This window comes from Flavobacterium saccharophilum (assembly GCF_900142735.1).
Classification (GTDB): Bacteria; Bacteroidota; Bacteroidia; order Flavobacteriales; family Flavobacteriaceae; genus Flavobacterium; species Flavobacterium saccharophilum.
In genome coordinates this window covers 685,116-707,035 of the sequence record NZ_FRBY01000002.1, presented here as the reverse complement: position 1 = coordinate 707,035, position 21,920 = coordinate 685,116, and the positions used below count along the sequence as shown (strand labels likewise).

The window sequence follows — 21,920 nt, the reverse complement described above, 5'->3', positions numbered from 1 at the left end:
CGTCTGGTTAACGAAGGGCTTTTTCATAAAAAGAACTTTTTAAAAAATGATAAATTTTAAAACAATGAAAATTTCTAACGAATTTAAAGTATCTCTTTTATTCATGTTGACAGTTATTTTTCAGTCTTGTGAAGTGGAAAAAAATGCTATTGTTGCACATCGTGGGGCATGGAAAAAGAATAATCTTCCTGAAAATTCTATCGCCTCTTTGCGACATGCAATTGATTTAAAACTTCCAGGTTCTGAATTTGACGTATGGCGAACAGCTGATGATTCGCTTGTAATCAATCACGATGCGCATTATAACAAATTGCTTATTGAAGAAACTAACTATGCAGATTTAATAAAGTTTAAACTTTCAAATGGAGAGAAGTTGCCAAGACTGCACGAGTATATTACGGAAGGCAAAAGAAATAACAAACACACTCTTTTGGTCTGCGAAATAAAACCATCACAACTAAGTAAGGAAAGAGGTAAAAAGACAGCCTTAAAAACGGTTGAAATAATCAAAAAACTGCATGCTGATAAAATTACCTGTTATATCAGTTTTGATTACGAAATCTTAAAACAAATTAGAGAAGTGGATCAGAAAACAGTTTTACAATATTTGGAAGGTAATAAATCTCCAAAAGAAGTAAAATTAGATAAGATTTCAGGTGTTGATTATCATTTTTCTGTTTTTAAAAAACATCCGGAATGGGTGAAAGAAGCAAAAGATAATAAAGTTATTCTAAATGCCTGGACGGTTAATGAAGCTTCTGATATGGATTGGATTATTGAGCAAAAATTCAATTACATAACCACAAATGAACCTGAACTATTAAAAGAAAGAATAAAGGAGAAAAAATAATCTTTTAAACTTTCCAAATAAAATGAAACTATGAAAAAAGTATATCAATTCACACTATCTATTCTATTGTTTTTGATGATTTTCAACAACAATGTTTTCGCACAAAAAACGAATATTCCGGGAAAAACGGAATGGTTCGATCCGAATAAACCGGCAACGACTTATTGCAACCCAATTAATATTGGTTACAATTACACAACACACAATCATAACGGAATTCCGGAATCACGCCGTTCAAGCGCGGATCCGGTTATAATTACTTTTAAAGGAGAATATTATTTATTTGCTACAAATCAGGCTGGATTCTTTTGGAGTAAAGACATGTCAGATTGGAAATTTGTTTATGGTAGTTTTCAAAGAAAACCAGGAGATGATGATCAGTGTGCGCCAGCGGCATGGGTCGTAAATGATACATTATTTTATGTGGGTTCAACCTGGAAAAGAGATCATCCAATTTGGAAAACAGCCGATCCAAAATCAGGACAATGGTTAAGACACGTTGATAAAGCGATGCTGCCAACCTGGGATCCTGCAATTTTTCAGGATGACGATAAAAAAGTATATATGTATTACGGTTCAAGTGGAAAATTACCTTTAGTTGGGGTAGAAGTGGATTATAATACCTGGCTTCCAAAAGGAAATCAGGCAGATTATGAAAAATTATACAAGGCAACAGAAGTAGAAGATATTCAGCGCCCATATGGTCAGGTAAAAGAAGTGGCTATTTTGGATCCTTCAAATCACGGCTGGGAACGCTTCGGTCCAAACAATGATATGGAGCCTGCACCTTGGGGGAATTTTATTGAAGGTGCCTGGATGACCAAACACAATGGTAAATATTATATGCAATATGGCGCACCAGCAACTGAATTCAAAGGCTATGCAAACGGTGTTCATGTTGGAGATAATCCTTTGGGACCATTTACGTATCAAAAGCATAATCCAATGTCCTACAAACCAGGCGGATTTGTAATTGGAGCCGGTCACGGAAATACTTTTGCAGATAATTACGGAAATTACTGGAACACCGGAACCTGTAAAATCTCCATAAAGGACCGCTTTGAGCGTCGTATCGATATGTTTCCTGCAGGATTTGATAAAGATGATGTAATGTATTCGATAACTTCTTATGGAGATTTCCCAATTGTACTTCCAACAAGTCAGCGCGATCAAACAAAAGGAGCTTCATCAGGATGGATGCTGCTTTCATACAAAAAACCAGTAACCGTTTCTTCATCAGAAGAATGCATGGAAGTAGAAACACACAGAATGGATAACGGAGGTAAAAAAGTATACGAAAAGTTCTGTTATGGTCCTGAGAATTTAACCGATGAAAATATTCAAACCTATTGGTCGGCAAAAACAGACGCACCGGATGAATGGATGCAACTTGATTTAGGCAGACAAATGGAGATTAATGCACTTCAAATCAATTATGCTGATCATAAAGCAACACAGTACAACAAGGCTATGGATATTTATTATCAATATAAAATCTTCATGTCTGATGATGCTCAAAACTGGACATTAGTGGTTGATAAATCGCAAAATGCAAAAGACGTTCCGCATGATTATGTAGAATTATCAAAGTCAATTAAAGCACGTTATATCAAAATGGTAAATGTTCATAATGCTTCGGGATTGTTTGCAGTTTCAGATTTTAGAGTTTTTGGAAATGGATTAGCAGTAAAACCAAAAGCAGTTTCTAATTTCAAAGTGACCAGAAATGCAAAAGATTCCCGAAATGCAATGATTAGCTGGAAAAAACAGCCAGATGCAGTTGGTTATAACATTTATTACGGAATAAGTCCTGATAAATTATACAACAGTATTATGGTGTATGATGAGGCTTCATATGACTTTAGAGGTTTAGATAAAGGCTCAAAATATTACTTTACGATTGAGGCATTTAATGAAAATGGAATTGGCATACAAAACAAGTTAATTGAGGTAAAATAATTTGATAAAAGTTGCAATGAAATCTGTGGCAGGTCTAAAGAATTTTGTTCCTTTGTGCAACAACCCAAAAAACATAATTAAACCTATGAAAAAAACGATTCTTTTAACTGTTTTAGTTTTAAACGGATTGACATCTTTTGCACAGTCAAATGATGAAAAAAACATCAAATTATTCTATAAAAAGGCTTTAACCGAGTCAAAATGCTATACTTGGTTAGAGTATTTATCTAATGATATCGGAGCTCGTTTATCTGGCTCTGCAACTGCCGAAGAAGCAGTACAATACACTAAAAGGCAATTAGAAACATTAGGACTTGATAAAGTATACCTTCAGGAAGTTATGGTACCTCATTGGGTTCGTGGCGAAAAAGAAACGGCTTTTATTTTAGATAATAAAATTAAAACTGCTGTGCCAATTTGTGCTTTAGGAGGATCAGTTGCAACGCCAAAAACAGGGCTTACTGCTGAAGTTGTTGAAGTACAGGGTATCGATGAATTAAAAATATTAGGAGATAAAGTAAAAGGGAAAATTGTGTTTTTTAACAGACCAATGAACCCAGAAAATATCGAAACTTTTACATCATATGGTGCTTGTGTAGATCAAAGGTTTGCAGGAGCAAAAGAGGCAGCTAAATTTGGAGCTGTAGGAACTATTGTTCGTTCAATGAATTTACGTTTAGATGATTTTCCTCACACCGGAGCACAAAGTTATGGTGATTTGCCAAAAGAGCAATATATTCCAACTGCTGCAATAAGTACAAATGGAGCTGAATTATTAAGTAAATCTTTAAAAGTTAATCCAGCTTTAAAGTTTTATTTTAAACAATCTTGTGAGACTTTGCCAGATGTATTGTCTTATAATGTAATTGGAGAATTGACTGGAACAGTAACACCGGAGAACATTATTGTTGTTGGTGGCCATTTAGATTCCTGGGATCTTGCAGACGGTTCTCATGATGATGGAGCAGGAGTAGTACAAAGTATGGAAGTGGTGCGAATTCTTAAAAATTTAAACTACAAACCTAAAAATACAATTCGTGCAGTATTATTCATGAACGAAGAAAACGGCGGAAAGGGTGGTGCTAAATATGAAGAAGTTTCAAAACAAAAGAACGAGAATCATATTTTGGCCGTAGAAAGTGATTCAGGCGGATTTACGCCAAGAGGGTTTTCAATACAAGCTGATGATGCCAACTTCAAGAAAATACAAGGATTTAAAGACTTTTTTGAACCTTATTTAGTCCATAGTTTTACAATTGGTCACGCAGGTTCAGATATTGGTCATTTAACGTCTAAAACAATCGTTAAAGCAGGTTTAAAACCAGATTCACAACGTTACTTTGATTATCACCATGCAGCAAACGATAAATTTGATGCTATTAACAAAAGAGAGTTAGAATTAGGAGCTGCGACAATGACATCATTAATTTATTTAATTGATCAATCAGGAATTGTTCTTCCAACAGCGAATTAATTAAAGATTTAATTTATAAAGAAAAAGCGATGAGTAATCATCGCTTTTTTTTATGAAATCTATTTGTAAAAATCTGTTTTATACATAAAATCCCTGGTCTAAAAACATTTTGTTTTTTAATATGTATTAATAACAGTTTTTAGTAAGTTAGAATCAACAAGATCAGATGGCGCAACCACTTTTTCTTCTAGCGGAATATCGTTTCCATATCGTTCCTTAATTATTTTCTGAACTCTTTCATCAGTCAAATTAAAAACCTTCAATTGTTTTAATTTTGATAATTCTATTCCGGCTCCATTTTTATAAATCTTCCAGATTAATTCAGAACAATAAATTCGGTTATCCGTCCATTCAAAATAAGCATCGTATTCCTTCCCCAGAAGTTGTTTACCATACGTTTTCATCTTATCAAGAGTTTCCTCGTTCAAAACGGTATCGGTATTTTTTAGTCTCTTCACAACATATTTATGATCTTTTCCGTGAGAGATCCATTCTTCAAGAGGTGTTATTTTTACAGGCTGTACCGCTTCTAAAACAAATTGTCCGCCATTGACGAAGAAAATAATGCCGCAATGCGAGAATTTAGAGTTGGTAGCAATTCTTACTGCTTCACATTGTTTTGATTCTGATGTCTGAAAGATAAGATCTCCATCATGAATTTTATCCGAAATAGCATTTTCAGACTTTTTTCCAGAAAAAGGATTATTTGGAAAAACCTTCATCGCAACAAATAAAGCACATCCAAAACTGAGCAAGAATGTAATAACTGGAAATAGATATTTTGATTTTTTCATCTTATGGTATTAACTTGTTTTAATAAAAGTATCAATTAAAGTTTTTTACAAAATAGTAAAACTTAATGTATATCGCTAAAGCTAAAAAAACTTTGCGCCTTTGCTCCCGATAAATATCGGGATTGCGAGATTCTTTTCTCATACAAAGCTTAGCAAATAAAAAACAAAAAAAAATAGTTACCAAAATGATAACTATTTTTAAGTATACTTTATGAGATGTTAGATTCTAAAAATTCCTCCCACAGCAATAATTCTTTGAAAGAAGAAAAAGTCTTGCGAAGCTTTGTCTTCATTGCTTACTGTAGTTCTAATATCCTGCATGTTAATGTAACCTCCTTTTAACTCACCTTGCAAGTAGAAGTACTTGAAAAAAGTAAAGTTGATTCCCGCTTTTGCAGATAAACCGTAACCAGAAATATGAAAATCGTCATGACGCTCTTTTCCTAGAAGAGTAGTATTGGTTTTAGGATATAAAACTCCGGCACCTAAACCTTCAGTTAAGTTGATCTGAACTTTATCTGTATTTGGTAAACCAAACCATTTCGAAATATCGTCATGTCTGGAAACCTCAGTATTAATATAGTTCAAACCATCTGTATGTTCGTACATTAAGAATGCAGGAGGGTTTCCCTGAACAGTACCTTGATCAAAACCACCTTCCTGAGCTCCATATAGAGACATATCTACAGGTGTATTATTATAAACTCCGTTGTAAAAAGATCCGGCCTGATCAACAGGTAAATTAATAGTACCAGTAACATTAGCTATTTGATTTTGTGTCATCACATATTTCATGTGATCCCAACCAATAGAAACGCTATAGTGGTCGTTAAAGAAATACCCCATTCTAAAATTAGTTTGTGGGATAGTCATGTTTGCCGGATTCACATAATCAATATGGTATCCTTTTGGTTTATCATGAGCTTTCATATCAGCAACCGTAAAGTTGTAATCTTTTCCTCTGAAATTTACATCAGATTCAGTATAACTGTCTCTGTTACCACCCCAGGAAACGAAAAATTTGCCTTTATTATGCGCTGTGTATCTTTCTACTGCGATTTCTTCCTGAGCAAAAGTGTTTAATGAAAAACACAGCAGGAAGAAAAATAAAATATTTGTTTTCAATGAACGTGTATTAAAAAATTAGAATGAGTTAACTGTTTTTCTAATGGCAACCAATTTAGTCATTAAACCTTCAAAATAGTCTAAATGAAGCATATTAGCACCATCGCTTTTTGCATTAGCAGGGTCAAAATGAGTTTCGATAAAAATACCATCAACACCTACAGCAATACCCGCTTTAGCAACAGTTTCAATCATATCAGGTCTTCCGCCCGTAACACCCGCAGTTTGGTTTGGCTGTTGCAATGAGTGTGTTACATCAAGAACCGTCGAAGCATATTGTTGCATAGTAGGAATTCCTCTAAAATCAACAATCATGTCCTGGTAACCAAACATAGTACCACGATCTGTAACCATAACATTTTCATTATGACAGTCTAATACTTTTTGAACTGCATGTTTCATGCTTTCAGGACTCATAAATTGTCCTTTTTTCAAGTTCACCACTTTTCCTGTGTTAGCCGCAGCTACAACAAGATCAGTCTGGCGTACTAAGAAAGCCGGAATTTGTAATACATCTACGTATTGTGCCGCCATATCAGCATCTTCATTGGTATGAATATCTGTTACAGTTGGAACGTGAAAAGTCTCTGAAACTTTTCTTAAAATTTTTAATGCTTTTTCGTCACCAATTCCAGAAAAACTATCGATTCTAGAACGGTTGGCTTTTTTAAATGATCCTTTAAAAACATAAGGAATCTGAAGTTTGTCGGTAATACCAACTAATTTTTCAGCAATTCTGAGAGCCATTTCTTCTCCTTCAATAGCGCAAGGTCCCGCCAATAAAAAGAAATTACCACTATCAGTATGCTTAATTTGTGGAATATGTTGTATGTTCATAATATGATTTTTTGACAGTGCAAAGGTAGTTATGATTTATGAATAGCGGATGAGGATTTAAGATTATTTTAAGAAGCTAATCCTGCTATCCGTTGCAATCTTTTTCTCCAAAACCTTTTTTTATTGGTCTTTGCAGGAGCTTGCTCCGGTCGCTCTGCAAAAACCATAAAAAATAGGCTTTCTCAAAAAAGGATTTCCACTTCTATCAGGGCTAGGAGTTTAGTGGAATTAAGAGTTTTCAAGAAGTTTTGAATTGTAAAGTTCTAAGATTCTACTTTCAAATTGAATTCTGATACTAATATATTTTCTAATTGTTCGTCTTCAAAAGAAAGAAGTTCAGTTATTCCGTTTGTTACTGATTTTAAGGAATTTTTAGATAATATTTTTTTGCCCAACGGATTTTGTAGCACCACAATTAATTTTTGGGTAAAAACCGAATCAGGATGTGAGTAATTGTAATAATTGGCAGGTTTAAAATCGATCCATCTTTGTGGTGACAAATCAAACGAATATAAATTAGTCCATTCTTGTGCAATCAGTATTTGGAGTAGATAATCATTATCTTCTGTTTTTACCAATGTAAAAGTATCAGAATCGTGCTGAATCTCAGTTCCAATTTCACTCAGTTTCAAAGGTTGTCTAATACTGTTTCCTCCAAAACCTAAATCAATCAGATAATCTTCATTCTCAATTGTCGCAATGATACCCAAATGTGTTTTAGCATTCTGTCCGGGATTTACCAAAGGGCGCGCCGCAACATAATAATGCGGAATACCAATTTCCTGCAAAGCCAATGAAAATAAACCATTGATCTGATAACAGTAACCGCCTCGATTTAGATTCACAATTTGATTTACAATATCATCACCGTTTAATGATATAACTTTTCCGGCCTGAACATCAATATTCTCAAAAGGAACGCTAAATAGTTGACTGCGCATTAGTTTTGTAATGCCTTCAATAGTTAGTTCAATTTCTCCTGAAAATTTGATTCTGTCTAAGTATTGCTGTAAATTGAAATTTTCTGCTTCAATTTTATATTGATTTTTTGATGGTGCCATTTTAATTTTTTCTATACAATCAAAATTAAAGCATTTAAATAAGTAGAAGGAAGAGTTTAACTTATTTTTTTTGAGATTTTAAGGTAGCACTCCTTGCGCTAGCGTGAGCGTCCTAATTGTGCCTTTATCAAAAATAATTTAAATTTATTTCTATAAAATTATAAGGGATTTGCAAGTCTAATTCCTTTTTCTTTTAATGATTCTATGGAAGCCTTACCTTTCAAAAAAAACGCACGGCATTTTTATCAGCAACCATTTTAGCTACAGATTCAATTACCGTTTGTTTATTTTTTATAATCTTTTTCATACTTGAAATTTATAAAGAATGTTTTAAATAAAGCAAAAAATCAATTATTTTTTAGAAATCTCACATAAAATATCCAGAACAGGATTTGTCCAAGTAAGAAAAGAATATTGGTAAAAATACGTATGTAAACAACTATTTTAATTTGAGATGTAAAACCTTCAAGATCTTTAAAATTCATATTAATAAAATCATACAAATAAAGCTTTGTAGCTATAATTGCAGGAAAGGTTAATAGTAAGTGAATCAAAAATATTTTATAATTTATTTCTAATTTAATTTTAGAAAGCTTCCAATAATAAAAAGTAACAATGCTCAGAATTAGAAACTTAATTAAGTTTGAAACTATTTTTATTCCAGTAATATTTGTATTCCAGCCTGGAATTATTGATGATAAAAAATCTGATTGCAGATAAATAATGCAATATGGAAATATTGTGAAGGATAGAATTAGAAAAATAAAAAAAGCTATTCTTGTGTTCATTACGATTTATTTGATCTCAGATTATTTTCTTTTCCTATTTTTATAAAATACTGGACAGCTATTGTCACGAATAAAACAATAGTCAAGAATACAAGGAGAAATATTAAACCCGCGATCGGTGTTAGACATCTGGTCTTGTTTGGATGTTCATCAAAATATTTCGAAAAATTATAATAAGCAACGCCAAAAATAGCAGTTGAAAATAGTATTTGTAAAATAAAACTTGTCAAAGACACTTTTCCAAATGTCATCGAAGTTGTTTTGCGAATGGCTTTTGTTCCATATATAAACTGAAAAAGTAAAGGGAATAGCATTAAGATTAACGATAGTATTCCTAACATAAACTTAATTTTTAATAATGGTTTCTATTAATTTTTCTTCTCATTTAATCAAAATGCGAATTTTCTTGATTTAAAATTGGTTTAAAGGATATTTAAAGGCTAGATTTCCTCCATTTATACAACATTGCCCTTTTACGATTATCAATGTCATTTATTCTAAAACCAGTAACATCTTCAATTTTATACACTACAGGTCCCTCATCCTGGCCTAGTTTACCAACACAATTTAAAATAAAGTCGCTTTCTGAAACTTCAATAACAAATCCCGAAAAATAATCAGAGTTATTAATTTCAATACTTGTAATAATATCCAAATTGCCTTCCATTTGTTTGATAATTTCATAATCCCAATTATCATTATCAGAAATAGCAATATTAATTTTTTCTTCTTTTTCTAACTCTTTCGAATAATCAATAACGACTTGCATAGCCTTTGCATAATCATCATTAAAATCAACATTTTGAATTGCTGAAATCTGAGCTATGATTTGTCCGTCAGGTTTTCCGAAACTTGTATAATGCTGAATTTTGATAAGAGTTTCATTAAAATCAATAACATAACCACACCAGAACTTATCATCGTCGCGATATTTCCAAACTCCTATTAATTCTTTATTTAACTTTGATCTTTCTAATACTTGATTGAAAATGCTCATTTTTATTTTTTGTCGTTTTTAGTAATTTCTATTCCTTCTTCAAACTCAATCCCATTGGAACCATCAAAATTCCTTTTTCGTAAACATTCAAATAAAGGGTAATAGGTTTCTTTTGCCCTGGCCATGTTAATTCGTATACATTTAAAAAACCAGCACCCATATCGCTTCTTTTCGTTGGAAAAGGACAGCAGGTTTCTAATCTTTTATAAGTTATTTTTTCACCGTTTGGACCGGCAAGAGCGTTTAGAAAACGAGTTTCGTTCAAAGCTTCGTCTCGGGTATTTCGGAAAAAAATATTTACAGGATAATCTGGATCATAGCCGTATTTTTTGTCTTTGCTAAAAAGTGTAATGGCAAAAGTGTTGTCTTTTTTTAAAACCAAATCAGGAGCATTATCATCAACATTTTTTAAAGTCGATTTTGAACTCACGCAAGAGGTTGCAGTAATTAGTAAAATGATAAAAAAAGCTATTTTTTTCATGGTTTAAGAGTATTGGTCTTACAAATGTAAAGAGTAAAATAGTTTTTGCCACAGATTAAAGGATTAAAAGATTAAAAAAATAAATCGGTGAAAACCTTTCCTATCCGTTTGATCCGTGTGCCATTATAAGCTATTCTGCTTTTTTGGGATTCAGTTTTAATATTCCAACTACAATCAGATATTGTGCCACAAGATAAGTCAGCATAATAAAAAAGGAACTTCTTTCTACTGGTGCATAGAATTTGTTGATCGCCAAAATGCTATCTGAAATTACAAAAACAATGGCACCCACAAAAATGTATTTATTTCCTGGTTTTTGCCAAACTAAAAATCCGTTAAAAGCGAATAAAAGCATGATTGAAATTACGCTCGCATAAATAATAACCGGTATTTTCAAATCGCCCAAAGAAGGTAATAAAATAGAAAGCATTCCGATAAGATAGAATGCGACAAGAAGACTTCCAATTGCAAAAGTAATTTTGTTTTTATGAACTCTGGATTTTATTTGCTTGTTAAACAAGACGCAATAAATAATATGGGCCGTTAGAAAGGAAACGAGGCCAAGTATAAAATAAATTTCAGCGATATCGGCAAAAAGCAAAATTACGTCTCCAATCCATGAAAATAATAAAGCAGCTAAAAGTGCCTTTTTAGTGGAGAAACTTCGATAAAAATAATTACCAAACGCTAATAACGGAATTAAAACAGGTTTTAAAAAGAGATCTAAAGTTTCATATTCGGCAAGTAAAATAATTAGGTAGAGTATGCTAAAAGCAACGTAAATTTTAAAAATGGTGGAATTTCTCATAATTGGGGGTTATGAATTTATTAATTGATTTTGGGTAGTTTTAAAATCTTTTGTAATAAAATAAGCGTATGTCACGAATGACAGACTTAAGTAACCTAATATAATATAATTTGAGAAAGGAAAAACCTGATTTAAGCCAAACCAATCCCCATAATACGTTATAATTGCAATGGCTGTGATAAAACGCAATCCTTCCCAAAAAAGGGCATATTTATTTTTATCCATCAATTCACAATAACTGTAAATAGTAATTAGAATAAAAAAGCCATAGATGAAGATGTTCGGCAGACCAATTTTTGCAATATTATCAAACAAATACGTTACAAATAAAAGCGTTATTAATACCTGAGCAACTGACCAGTAAATAAGCTTTTGAGAATTTTGTGTACCGTATTTTTCAAAATCATAAACATTTTCAATTTTGTGTACTGGATATTTTTCTTCAAAATTTTCAGGACGCCAGCCGGTTGGTTTAAACCAGATGGTAAGCTTGTCTTTCCAGCTTTCCGCCCGCCAGGCATCTTTAATTAGTAGCTCAAGATGCTGAAAATTAATTTTAATCGGATTCCAGGTATGAGCTGGTCTTGTGATTCCGAAAACCGGTGGAACATCATCTAATTCGGCCTGAAAAGTACCAAAAAGTTTATCCCAAAAAATAAAGATTTGCGAATGGTTTTTATCTAAATATTCCGGATTTATGGCATGATGTACACGATGATGTGAAGGAGTTACTAGAATGTTTTCAAGAACTCCCATTTTTTTAATGTGTTTTGTATGATACCAAAATTGTAAAAATAAATGGAGAGGCAAAGTAATCGCAATTACAGAAGCCGGAACGCCTAATAATGCCGCCGGAATCAATAAAAAAGTAAACAGATTAGCTAAACTCGCAATGGGCTGACGTAAGGCGCAGGCCAAATTAAATTCTTCACTACTATGATGAATGGCATGTTTGTTCCAAAGAAAATTAATTTGATGTGCCCATCTATGACTCCAATATCCGTAAAAATCGATAACAAAAAAGGCAATAAAATAGGAGAGAACATTGGTTTCAAGATGATAAAGTGCAATATTAGAAACCAGCCATTCGTAGGAAATAAAAGTCAGGCTTAAACCTAAAACATCTTTAACGGAATTAGTAATTCCGGAGCTGATACTCGATACGCTGTCTATTAAGGGCGCAGTATCTTCTTTTTTATAGATGCCGTAAATTTTTTCAATTATAATTAAAACTAAAAAAATAGGTGTGGCAATAATTAATATTTTTCCGTATTCTTCCATAAAAAAATGTTATAAAATATTCAAATATAGAATATTTTATAACATTTTTTGAATTATTCGAAATTAAACAATTTCCGCGCTAAGTCCAGCTTCCAGAAGTTGACTGCATAGTGGTTTTAGTTTGTCCATTGGCCCTGTTTTTACAGTGCATTTTCCATTGTAATGTACAATTAAGGAACATTGTTCTGCTTGTTCAGCCGTGTGACTGCAAACACGCATTAAAGTGTCAATTACGTGATCAAAAGTGTTTACATCGTCGTTATAAACAATGATTTCGTTATTGAAACCAACTGCTTCTTTTACCTGAACTCTTTCTCTTACTTTTTCTTTAGTACTCATGTTTTTAGGTTTTTGTACTGTTGTAATTACTAAAACTAATTTACGTATTTTAATGAAACCCAGTTGTTTCTTTGAAATTTTTTAACATATGTCAATCCTTTTTCAGTGCACGAAGCATCAATAAAAGGAATATCTTCTTCGTAAAAACCGCTAAATAAAATGATCCCATCTTTATTTAAACAGTCGACATAACTTTGCATATCATTCAACAAGATATTTCTGTTGATGTTAGCAATAATAAAATCATATTTTTTGCCGGCCAATAAAGCAGCATCGCCTTCGTAAACAGTAATGTGTTTGCAATTGTTACGTTCTGCATTTTCAATAGAATTCAGGTAACACCAATTGTCAATGTCAATAGCATCAATTGGCTGAGCGCCTTTCATTTCAGCTAAAATGGCTAAAATCGCAGTTCCGCAACCCATATCTAAAGTTTTTAAACCTTGAACATCCATTTCTAATAAATGCTGAATCATCATGTGTGTCGTTTCGTGATGACCTGTTCCAAAACTCATTTTAGGTTCGATTACGATATCAAACTCGGCATCTGTTTTTGGATGAAATGGAGCACGAACATGACATTTTCCGTCTACATCAATCGGTTCAAAGTTCTTTTCCCATTCTTCGTTCCAGTTTACCTGATCGATTTCTTCAACGGTATATTCGATTTTAAATTCTTCAGACTGTAAAATATAAATGTCATCCAGTATGTTTTCATCCCATAAATCTTTCTTCACATAAGCAGAAATTCCGTTGTCCGTTTCTGTAAAAGTTTCAAACGCTTTTTCGCCTAATTCAGCAATTAAAATTTCTGATCCCGGTTCTTTCGGCTCAATTGTAAAATGATATCCTAAATATATATTTGACATAAATAATTTTTTTGCAAAGGTAATAATAGAAAGTAGAAGTTGCTTATAAATCTAAAAGAACATTATTAATTTAAGAATTATTTAAACCACAAAAAAAGCGTTCGCACAGCGAACGCTTTTATATATAATTAGATATCAAAATCTAAAATCTAAAATCTAAAATCTAAAATCTAAAATCTAAAATCTAAAATCTAAAATCTAAAATCTAAAATCTAAAATCTAAAATTAGATAGCTGTTACAATTGCTAAGAAATCATCAGCTTTTAAAGCAGCTCCTCCAATTAAACCACCGTCTACGTCTGGTTTAGAGAAAATTTCTTTTGCGTTGTCTGGTTTTACAGAACCACCGTATAAAATAGAAACTTCGTCAGCGATATCAGCACCAAAGGCTTTACGCACAACTTCTCTAATGAATTCGTGCATTTCCTGAGCTTGTTCTGGTGAAGCAGTTTCTCCAGTTCCAATTGCCCAAACTGGCTCATAAGCTAAAACAACATTTGCCCAGGATTCTTTTGCGATATGGAATAATCCGTCACGCAATTGATTCTCAACAATATTGAAATGATTTCCTGATTGACGATCTTTTAATTCTTCTCCAAAACAGAAAATTACAGTCATTTCATGTTTCAAAGCGGTATCAACCTTGCTTGCGATTAAAGCATCTGTTTCATGAAAAATAGCACGACGCTCAGAGTGACCAAGAATTACTGTGTTTACACCAATACCAGTTAACATATCAGCAGAAATTTCTCCTGTAAAAGCACCACCTTCCGCCTGATGAACGTTTTGAGCCGAAACTCCAATAGTTGTGTTTTTTACTTTTGCAACTGCAGCCTGTAAGTTTACAAATGTTGGTGCAACGATTACTTGTGCAGTAGTTTGTGCAGGTATTTTTGTAATTAATTCACTTAATAATTCTTCGGTTTGTGCTGCGTTTTTATGCATTTTCCAGTTTCCTGCAACAATCTTTTTTCTCATTTTGGTAGTTTTTATTATTCTTTTAATTTTTGTTTTTTGTGGTAATTTGCGAAGCTATTTAGGCTTGTTTTAAACTTTTCAGGGTTTCATTGATTTTGTCAAAATCAGTTTCAATAGCGCGGTATAAAACAATTTTTCCTGTTTTATCAATGATAATGTATCGCGGAATCCAGTCTAAATCAATTGCTTTTCCAAAAACACCTTTCATTCCGTCGTTCATCATAAAATGATCGCCTTTTATTTCATGTTTTTCAATTCCTATTTTCCATTTTTCAGCCGTTTTATCAGCAGAAAGAAATAGATAAGATACATCAGGATTGTTGGCTTGTAGTTCTTTTACTTTTGGCATTGCTTTTACGCAATCTCCACACCAGGATGCCCAAACTTCAATAACTAAAGTTTTTCCTTTGTATTTTTTTAAAATGTTTTTGAAAGATGTCTGACCTCCATCAACAGTTAATAATTTTTCAGACAGAGCTTCTTTAGAGAAACTGGTTTTTTGTGCTTGAGAACATGAAAAAGTAATCAATGCAATAACAACTAAAGCTATTTGTTTCATATTATAATTATAGTTTAAAAATGTATGAATTGTCTTTTCTGAACTGAATCTGCAAATTCAAATCAGAACAATTTCATAAATTAAGGTTCCGAACAAAGTTAAACAAACAATTTGAATGCCAAATGGAGATTAACAAAATTTGAAGAGTCGTTTATTTTGTAACAAAACTTGAATTTTCGGTTAGAAAAACGCGATTGAAATCGTAATAGTTCGCCTGAAAAATGAAAAAAATGGGGAATCATTTTTTTAATGAACTAAAATTTGGAACGATTTTTTTGCTTTTGGAAGGATTTTAGGAACTAAAAACGTCGGATTTTAATAAAAAAATCGGCAGACTAAATTATTTATAGCCTACCGATTTTTATTTTTTATTTAGAGGAAATTACAATTTCAAATCTCCAATATCATTGTAATGAACTTTCTGAATCACCGTTCCGTTGTGTAAAACAACTATACTTGGATTTGCTCTTTCAATCGTTTTTAAAGCTGTTGCATCACAGAAATAAAAATCAACATTTAAGCCGTATTCTTTTTTTGCTTTAGCAATTTCATCAGCTCCAGAAGCTGTCATGGCAACAACTTTATAGCCTTTAGCTTTTGCTTCTTTGTTTAAAGTTTCTAATTTTTTCATTCCGGCCGGCTCTGATAAAGCCAGGTCGTAAGTAACAAAAAGTAATAATTTGGGTTCTTTTAAAAGTTCTGCTTTATAGTCAGAATCGTCTTTTGTCATCGTGAAATCGTGAATTGGCGGAACATATCCTTCCGTAATCACTTTGTCTTTTCTATCTACGAAAGTAGCTCCAGCCGGAATATTTGCTAAATCTTTTTCACCAAATTCTTTATCAACGCCGTTTACTTTGTAAATGAAAATCATTTCAACTACAGACTTTGGCGCGCCTTCCGGAATTTCCATTCCTTTTTCAATATTAGTTCCTACTTTGTAAGGACGGAAATCTTTAATTGGATTATGATTCAAAACCCAAACTGCCATAAAAGCACACAAAACAACGCTTACATAAACAGCAAAATTGGTTTGTGGAGTTGAAAATAATGGTTTTATTAATTTTTGATTGAAGAATAAAATCAAAATAAAGAATAATAAAACAACATCTTTAGTGAATGATTGCCAAGGCGTTAAATGCAAAGCATCTCCAAAACATCCACAATCTTTTACCACATCAAAATAAGCCGAATAGAAGGTAAGGAAGGTAAAGAAAACGATTAAAAGCAATAAAGCCCAAATTGTTTGTTTTGCTTTATAACCAACTAATAACATTACACCTAAAACAACTTCCAGAATCACTAAAAAGATTGCTAATCCTAAGGCGAATGGCTCTAAAAAGGGCATATTAAAAACCGGCTCGCTAAAATATTCAGCCAGTTTATAAGAGAAACCAACCGGATCATTTAGTTTAATTAATCCTGAAATGATAAATAATACGCCGACAAATATTCGGGAAAATTGGGTAATAATGTTTTTCATAATATAGGTTTAGTTTAAATTCCTCCCGATAGCTATCGGGACCAAATTTCAAAGATTAGGATTGGAATTTGGAATTTATTTTTTGGAATTTTATTTATTTATAGGCTCAAGAATAAGTGCAAAAACAGCATAATTTATCATATCCTGATAATTAGCATCGATGCCTTCAGAAACTAAAGTTTTACCTTTGTTATCTTCAATTTGTTTTACGCGAAGTATTTTTTGCAGAATCAAATCAGTTAAGGAACTCACACGCATATCGCGCCAGGCCTCGCCATAATCGTGATTTTTAGCTTCCATTAACTCTTTGGTTAATTTAATTTTAGCATCGTATAATTCGGTTGCTTTTTCGACATCAAGATCAGGCTGTTCTGCAACGCCCAATTCTAACTGAATCAAAGCCATAATCGAATAATTGATAATTCCGATGAATTCTCCTTTTTCATCTTCATCCACTTTACGGATTTCGTTTTCCTGTAAACTTCTGATTCTTTGGGCTTTTATGAATATTTGATCGGTTAGCGAAGGCAGTCTTAAAATTCTCCATGCACTGCCATAATCTTTCATTTTATTGATATATAGTGTGCGGCAAACCGTAATTACATTATCAAATTCAAGGGAAGTATTCTTCATTTATTGCTGTATATTTGCTAAAATTTCTTCAAAAATAAGGAATTTTTCAAGAGTTTCAAGTTTCAGGTTTTCTTTGTTTCAAGTTTTTTCTAAACAAATTGTTAATGCCGCAACTTTAAACTTTAAAAAATTAATGTTTCAAGTTTCAGGTTTCAAGTTTCAAGTTCTGGAACTTACACAATCTACGTCAACCTGAAACTTGAAACCTGAAACAAAAATAACAACACATGACGATTAACTGCAAAGGCCAACTTATTGATTTGTCAATTCCTAAAGTAATGGGAATTTTGAATGTGACGCCAAATTCCTTTTTTGACGGAGGAAAGTATAAAAACGAAGAAGAGATAATCGCTCAGGTAGATAAAATGCTTTCTGAAGGTGCGACATTTATAGATATTGGTGCTTATTCAAGCAAACCAAGCGCTGAATTTGTGACCGAAGCCGAAGAAATTGAACGTATTGTTCCCGTAATTGAATTGATTTTAAAACACTTTCCACAAGCTTTATTGTCGATAGATACGTTTAGAGCGAAAGTTGCAAAAGCAAGTATAGAAAGTGGTGCAGCGATTATAAATGATATTGCCGCCGGAGAATTAGACGATAAAATGTTTGATGTAATTGCAGAGTACAATGTTCCATACATCATGATGCACATGCGTGGGAATCCGCAAACCATGCAGAGTTTGACGCAATACGATGATATTGTAAAAGAAATGCTTTTCTATTTTTCTGAAAAAGTAAAAAAAGCAAGAGCTTTAGGAATCAACGATTTAATTTTAGACCCAGGTTTCGGTTTCGCGAAAACAATCGATCAAAATTATGATGTTTTGCAAAAAATGGAACTTTTTAATTTATTAGAATTGCCAGTTTTGGCAGGAGTTTCAAGAAAATCAATGATTTATAAAACACTTGGTAACACTGCACAAGAAGCCTTAAACGGAACAACAGTTTTGAATACTATTGCATTGACAAAAGGTACGAAAATTTTGCGTGTTCATGATGTGAAAGAAGCCGTGGAATGTGTTACTTTGTTTGGGAAAATGAGTGTATAAGAGGAGCTTAAGCGACAGATTTGTCATTCCGAGGAACGAGGAATCCCCGCAAGAAACTCCGTGTAGGAATTCGCCAATCTTTGTCGAGCTACTTACGGGGATTCCTCGTTCCTCGGAATGACATACTTTGGGCTAATTGATACTTGCTAAGGCAAATGCCTTTCGTTAATTTAAAATTTTTAATGCTATATTTATGAAGTACTTCAGTTTAATTTTAACTTTTCTTCTTTTTTCCTGCGAAGAAAAAAAAGATGTCTTACTCCCAAAAGCAAATGTTTCAATTGTAAAAGACGTTCAGGATCATTCGCCAATTTATATCTTCTTCAAAACGGAAGGCAAAGACACCATCGCAGAAGTAAACAGAAAAAACAGCATCATCTCAACCAACTGGATTTTCAATATTGACAAGCGTTTGCCTTTGAGATTGGTAATTCCAGAAGTATTGAAATTACAGGAGAAAAAGCGAGGAGACAGCGCCCATAAAAACGAAAAAGCCGAAAATTATTATTCCTATGCAGATTCCATCGGAAAGAATTTAGCCTTTTTGCCTTTCACGAAAGTGTATTATAAAATGGAGTCTGTTAGCAAAAACACTAGTCAATTGTATTTTAGAAAAAATGGGATGATAGAATATAGAGGGAGAAAAACCTATGATTTTCCTAAACATAATCTGGAACCTTTTCTGGATAGCTTAGTAATAAACCCAAAAGCTGAAATTATATTTTCATACGATAAAAAGATGCTTTACGAAGATTATATTCAATGTAAAATCCTGGTAAAAACTATAATTGATAAAAAGATCCCATTTGTTTTTATAAGTGAAGAAGAAGAGTATATCTACTAAAAACTTGAAACCTGAAACAAAGAAAACCTGAAACAAAAGTCTACTGGTGATGATAAGGTTCATTTCGTAAAATCGTAAATCCGCGGTACAATTGTTCGATAAAAAATAAACGAACCATTTGATGGGAGAACGTCATAAGTGAAAGCGAAATTTTTCCCTGCGCTTTACTGTAAACGGTGTCTGAAAATCCGTATGGGCCACCAATTACGAACACCAATGTTTTAATTCCCGAGTTCATTTTCTTTTGCAATTCTTCAGAAAAACCAACGCTGGAGAAGTTTTTCCCGTTTTCATCCAATAAAATCAATTGATCTGTCGGAGAAAGTTTGGACAAAATCAATTCGCCTTCTTTTTCTTTCTGTTGGCTTTCAGATAAATTCTTCACGTTTTTGATATCCGGAATAATCTCCAAATCAAATTTGATATAAAACGACAAACGTTTAGTGTAATCGTCGATTAAAGTCTGCAACGATTTATTGTCGGTTTTGCCAATGGCGATAAGTTTGATATTCATCTTTTATTTTTATTTTTTGCCACGAATTACACGAATTTCCACAAATTAAAATTAGAAAAATCTGTGAGGATCTGTTCAATCCGTACAATTTGTGGGCAATTTAGCGGCTATTTTTTATTCTCAAAAACAGTTTCAAAATGCTCTACAATTGGAAATGGTTCATAATAATGATGCAGAATCTTTTTCCATTCCAGATACGCTTCTGAAGTTCTAAAACCTATGGTATGATCTTCCAACGTATTCCAATCAACCAGCAAAAGATATTTATTTTCGACTTCCAGACATTTTTCTAGACGATGTCCTAAATAGCCATCAATTGATGAAATATATTGGCTTGCTTTTGCAAAATCAACCTCGAATTGATTTGCTAAATCCGGTTTTATAAATAAGAAAACGGCTTCTAGAATCATATAATTAAATGAATTTATCTGCTTGATCTGCTAAATCTGCGAGAAAAAATTATCTCTCGCAGATTTAGCAGATTCGGCAGATTTTTATTTTTATTTAAAATCTGCGTCAATCAGCTTCAATCTGTGTAAATCTGCGTGAAATATTTTTACACAAATTTCGACAAGTTTAATTTTTAGAAAATTTGTCTTCAAAAGTTTTAAATCTCGTATCCAAATCTTTCAATAATTGCTTTTTTACCGAAGCATCCTGAATAAAACTATAATTGATACTATTGTAAACGTATTGTTTTATAGTTGCATACGAAACATCAGAATATCTTTTGGCCAATAAAACATATTGTTCAGTCATATTGGTTCTTAATATTCCCGCATCGTCTGTACTGATTACAATTGGCACATTAAATTCTTTGTAAAGCGTAAACGGATGACGACCGTCTTTTACTTTTAAAATGAATTCGTTACTCGCCAAATTAATCTCAATCGGAATATTGTTTTTTGCCATGTAGTGTAATAAATCGTACGAGTTTTGCTCGTAGGCAATATCAACCCCGTGACCGATTCTGTTGGCACCTGCAATGTGAATTGCATCATTAATATGCCAAGTTAAATCTTCTGGCTGAACCAAACCTAAAGTTAATTCGCCAGCATGAAGTGTATATTTTACCTCTGGGAATTTAGAGTGACAATATTTAAACATGACCATGTGTAGCCAATAATCTTTCATAGAATTTTCACCATGCTCTGGAGAAACAATGTTTACGCCGGCAACCAATTTACTATCGTTCGCTGAGATAAATGCAATAGTCAGGTTTTTAAATAAATCAACCGGATCCATAAAACGAAGCACAAAATTTTGATAGCGCATCGTAAATTTATCATCGTCAATTTTTAGGTCTTTGTGCAATTTTGCAATGAAATTAGTATTGAAATCGGTCGCATATTTTTTAGCATCTTTTTGCTGAATCGCTTTGTACAATTCGTCTAAAAGTTTCGTTGCCGCTTTTTCATCTTTTTGAGCAGAAGCCTGACGTAATTTTGCGTTGAAATCAGTCAAATCAGAAACATTCATATCGCACGGAATAGTTGATAATTGTGTTTCTATATAGCTTACATTTTCTGCAAGGGCACGTTTTTTTAATTCGAGCATTCCTTCTGCAAAATGACCTTGAATGGTAGGTTCAAATTTCATAAAAGAGTCGAAAAACAAATCGTCAGAAGGAACAGAACCATTATAATCCTTAGCCGACCAGGTTTGCATTACTTGTTGTTGATAGAAGGATAATTTTCCTTCGTTCTTAAGAGAAGAGAAGTTTTGCCAATTGCCTCCTGAAGGTTTTGTTTTAGCGACTGCCATCGTTTCTAAATTCAGATAAAAATCTTCTGCAATAGCTCTTTCCAAAAGTGGTTCTGCATAGATTGATCCCGAAAAATGATGGTGTAAATCGCCTCCTTTAGGCATTTGTTGAAAAAAAGCTGTTAAGAGAGCTTCGTTGTTTCTGATTTTTTCTAAATAGTCGCCAGCCGTTTGAGAAAAGCCGATTTGCGCTATAAAAAAACAGAAAAGTGTAATTATCCTCGTCATACTCTAAGTTTAAATTACATGCAAATGTAAGGCTTTTCGAGGAGATTTGAAAATTTTGTTTTCTCTTTGTGTTGATTTAACCGCAAAGATCGCAAAGGTTTAGTTATATACTAAAACTGAATATAAACACAAAGTTCGCAAAGCTTTACCTAAAACTTTGCGAACTTTGCGTAATTCTTTGCGTGCTTTGCGGTTAAAAGAA

General features: G+C 32.8%; 23 protein-coding genes. 5 read left to right on the top strand and 18 right to left on the bottom strand.

Going from position 1 to position 21,920, the window contains the following annotated elements:
* The first annotated feature begins 64 nt into the window (after positions 1–64).
* From BUA98_RS08510 to BUA98_RS08500, 3 genes are all read left to right on the top strand, one after another.
* A complete protein-coding gene (locus tag BUA98_RS08510) occupies positions 65–850 on the top strand; it encodes a glycerophosphodiester phosphodiesterase family protein (protein WP_072971877.1) in 786 nt (261 codons plus the stop codon).
* A gap of 30 nt (positions 851–880) precedes the next feature.
* Entirely contained in the window at positions 881–2,809 is a 1,929-nt protein-coding gene (locus BUA98_RS08505) for a discoidin domain-containing protein (RefSeq protein ID WP_072971170.1), read from the top strand.
* A gap of 85 nt (positions 2,810–2,894) precedes the next feature.
* Positions 2,895–4,283 (top strand): M28 family peptidase, encoded by a 1,389-nt coding sequence (locus BUA98_RS08500; RefSeq protein WP_072971874.1) that lies wholly within the window; start codon positions 2,895–2,897, stop codon positions 4,281–4,283.
* A gap of 116 nt (positions 4,284–4,399) precedes the next feature.
* On the opposite strand, the gene BUA98_RS08495 is transcribed toward BUA98_RS08500, so the two are convergent.
* From BUA98_RS08495 to BUA98_RS08420, 15 genes are all read right to left on the bottom strand, one after another.
* Positions 4,400–5,077: a YiiX family permuted papain-like enzyme gene (locus BUA98_RS08495; RefSeq protein WP_072971169.1), complete on the bottom strand. Its 678-nt coding sequence runs from the start codon at positions 5,075–5,077 to the stop codon at positions 4,400–4,402.
* A gap of 219 nt (positions 5,078–5,296) precedes the next feature.
* Complete coding sequence (locus BUA98_RS08490) at positions 5,297–6,202, bottom strand: hypothetical protein (RefSeq protein WP_072971168.1); 906 nt, start codon at positions 6,200–6,202, stop codon at positions 5,297–5,299.
* Between the two features lie 18 nt (positions 6,203–6,220).
* The gene (kdsA, locus tag BUA98_RS08485) at positions 6,221–7,039 is read right to left on the bottom strand and encodes a 3-deoxy-8-phosphooctulonate synthase (protein WP_072971167.1); all 819 of its coding nucleotides are present in this window, start codon (positions 7,037–7,039) and stop codon (positions 6,221–6,223) included.
* A gap of 263 nt (positions 7,040–7,302) precedes the next feature.
* Positions 7,303–8,100, bottom strand: coding sequence for an arylamine N-acetyltransferase family protein (locus BUA98_RS08480; protein ID WP_208857979.1), 798 nt, complete (start codon positions 8,098–8,100; stop codon positions 7,303–7,305).
* A gap of 787 nt (positions 8,101–8,887) precedes the next feature.
* Positions 8,888–9,229, bottom strand: coding sequence for a hypothetical protein (locus BUA98_RS22345; RefSeq protein ID WP_072971165.1), 342 nt, complete (start codon positions 9,227–9,229; stop codon positions 8,888–8,890).
* A gap of 92 nt (positions 9,230–9,321) precedes the next feature.
* Entirely contained in the window at positions 9,322–9,885 is a 564-nt protein-coding gene (locus BUA98_RS08465; RefSeq protein ID WP_072971164.1) for a hypothetical protein, read from the bottom strand.
* Positions 9,886–9,913: 28 nt separating this feature from the next.
* Positions 9,914–10,366, bottom strand: coding sequence for a 2-dehydro-3-deoxyphosphooctonate aldolase (locus BUA98_RS08460; RefSeq protein WP_072971163.1), 453 nt, complete (start codon positions 10,364–10,366; stop codon positions 9,914–9,916).
* Between the two features lie 130 nt (positions 10,367–10,496).
* Positions 10,497–11,174, bottom strand: a complete 678-nt coding sequence (locus BUA98_RS08455; protein WP_072971162.1) for a lysoplasmalogenase — start codon at positions 11,172–11,174, stop codon at positions 10,497–10,499.
* A gap of 9 nt (positions 11,175–11,183) precedes the next feature.
* Positions 11,184–12,455, bottom strand: a complete 1,272-nt coding sequence (locus BUA98_RS08450; protein WP_072971161.1) for a sterol desaturase family protein — start codon at positions 12,453–12,455, stop codon at positions 11,184–11,186.
* Between the two features lie 63 nt (positions 12,456–12,518).
* Entirely contained in the window at positions 12,519–12,794 is a 276-nt protein-coding gene (locus BUA98_RS08445; protein ID WP_072971160.1) for an ATP-dependent Clp protease adaptor ClpS, read from the bottom strand.
* 35 nt (positions 12,795–12,829) lie between these two features.
* Complete coding sequence (prmA, locus tag BUA98_RS08440; protein WP_072971159.1) at positions 12,830–13,663, bottom strand: 50S ribosomal protein L11 methyltransferase; 834 nt, start codon at positions 13,661–13,663, stop codon at positions 12,830–12,832.
* A 225-nt stretch (positions 13,664–13,888) separates the two neighbouring features.
* A complete protein-coding gene (tpiA, locus tag BUA98_RS08435) occupies positions 13,889–14,641 on the bottom strand; it encodes a triose-phosphate isomerase (RefSeq protein ID WP_072971158.1) in 753 nt (250 codons plus the stop codon).
* Positions 14,642–14,699: 58 nt separating this feature from the next.
* On the bottom strand, positions 14,700–15,200 hold the full coding sequence (locus BUA98_RS08430; RefSeq protein ID WP_072971157.1) for a TlpA family protein disulfide reductase: 501 nt from the start codon (positions 15,198–15,200) through the stop codon (positions 14,700–14,702).
* A 382-nt stretch (positions 15,201–15,582) separates the two neighbouring features.
* Entirely contained in the window at positions 15,583–16,683 is a 1,101-nt protein-coding gene (locus BUA98_RS08425; RefSeq protein WP_072971156.1) for a BT_3928 family protein, read from the bottom strand.
* 90 nt (positions 16,684–16,773) lie between these two features.
* Positions 16,774–17,316, bottom strand: coding sequence for a DUF1599 domain-containing protein (locus BUA98_RS08420; RefSeq protein ID WP_072971155.1), 543 nt, complete (start codon positions 17,314–17,316; stop codon positions 16,774–16,776).
* A gap of 227 nt (positions 17,317–17,543) precedes the next feature.
* On the opposite strand from BUA98_RS08420, the gene folP reads away from it, so the two are divergent.
* Both folP and BUA98_RS08410 read left to right on the top strand, forming a co-directional pair.
* Positions 17,544–18,368 carry a dihydropteroate synthase gene (folP, locus tag BUA98_RS08415; RefSeq protein WP_072971154.1) on the top strand — a complete coding sequence of 275 codons (825 nt, stop codon included), beginning with the start codon at positions 17,544–17,546 and terminating at the stop codon, positions 18,366–18,368.
* Positions 18,369–18,561: 193 nt separating this feature from the next.
* Entirely contained in the window at positions 18,562–19,212 is a 651-nt protein-coding gene (locus tag BUA98_RS08410) for a hypothetical protein (protein ID WP_072971153.1), read from the top strand.
* A 40-nt stretch (positions 19,213–19,252) separates the two neighbouring features.
* Here the strand turns inward: BUA98_RS08410 and rlmH are convergent, their stop codons facing one another.
* The 3 genes from rlmH to BUA98_RS08395 all read right to left on the bottom strand — a co-directional run bounded on the left by rlmH (position 19,253) and on the right by BUA98_RS08395 (position 21,718).
* Positions 19,253–19,726, bottom strand: coding sequence for a 23S rRNA (pseudouridine(1915)-N(3))-methyltransferase RlmH (gene rlmH, locus BUA98_RS08405; protein WP_026982293.1), 474 nt, complete (start codon positions 19,724–19,726; stop codon positions 19,253–19,255).
* Positions 19,727–19,833: 107 nt separating this feature from the next.
* The gene (locus BUA98_RS08400) at positions 19,834–20,136 is read right to left on the bottom strand and encodes an antibiotic biosynthesis monooxygenase family protein (protein ID WP_072971152.1); all 303 of its coding nucleotides are present in this window, start codon (positions 20,134–20,136) and stop codon (positions 19,834–19,836) included.
* Between the two features lie 166 nt (positions 20,137–20,302).
* Positions 20,303–21,718, bottom strand: a complete 1,416-nt coding sequence (locus BUA98_RS08395) for an amidohydrolase family protein (protein WP_072971151.1) — start codon at positions 21,716–21,718, stop codon at positions 20,303–20,305.
* Between the last annotated feature and the right edge of the window lie 202 nt (positions 21,719–21,920).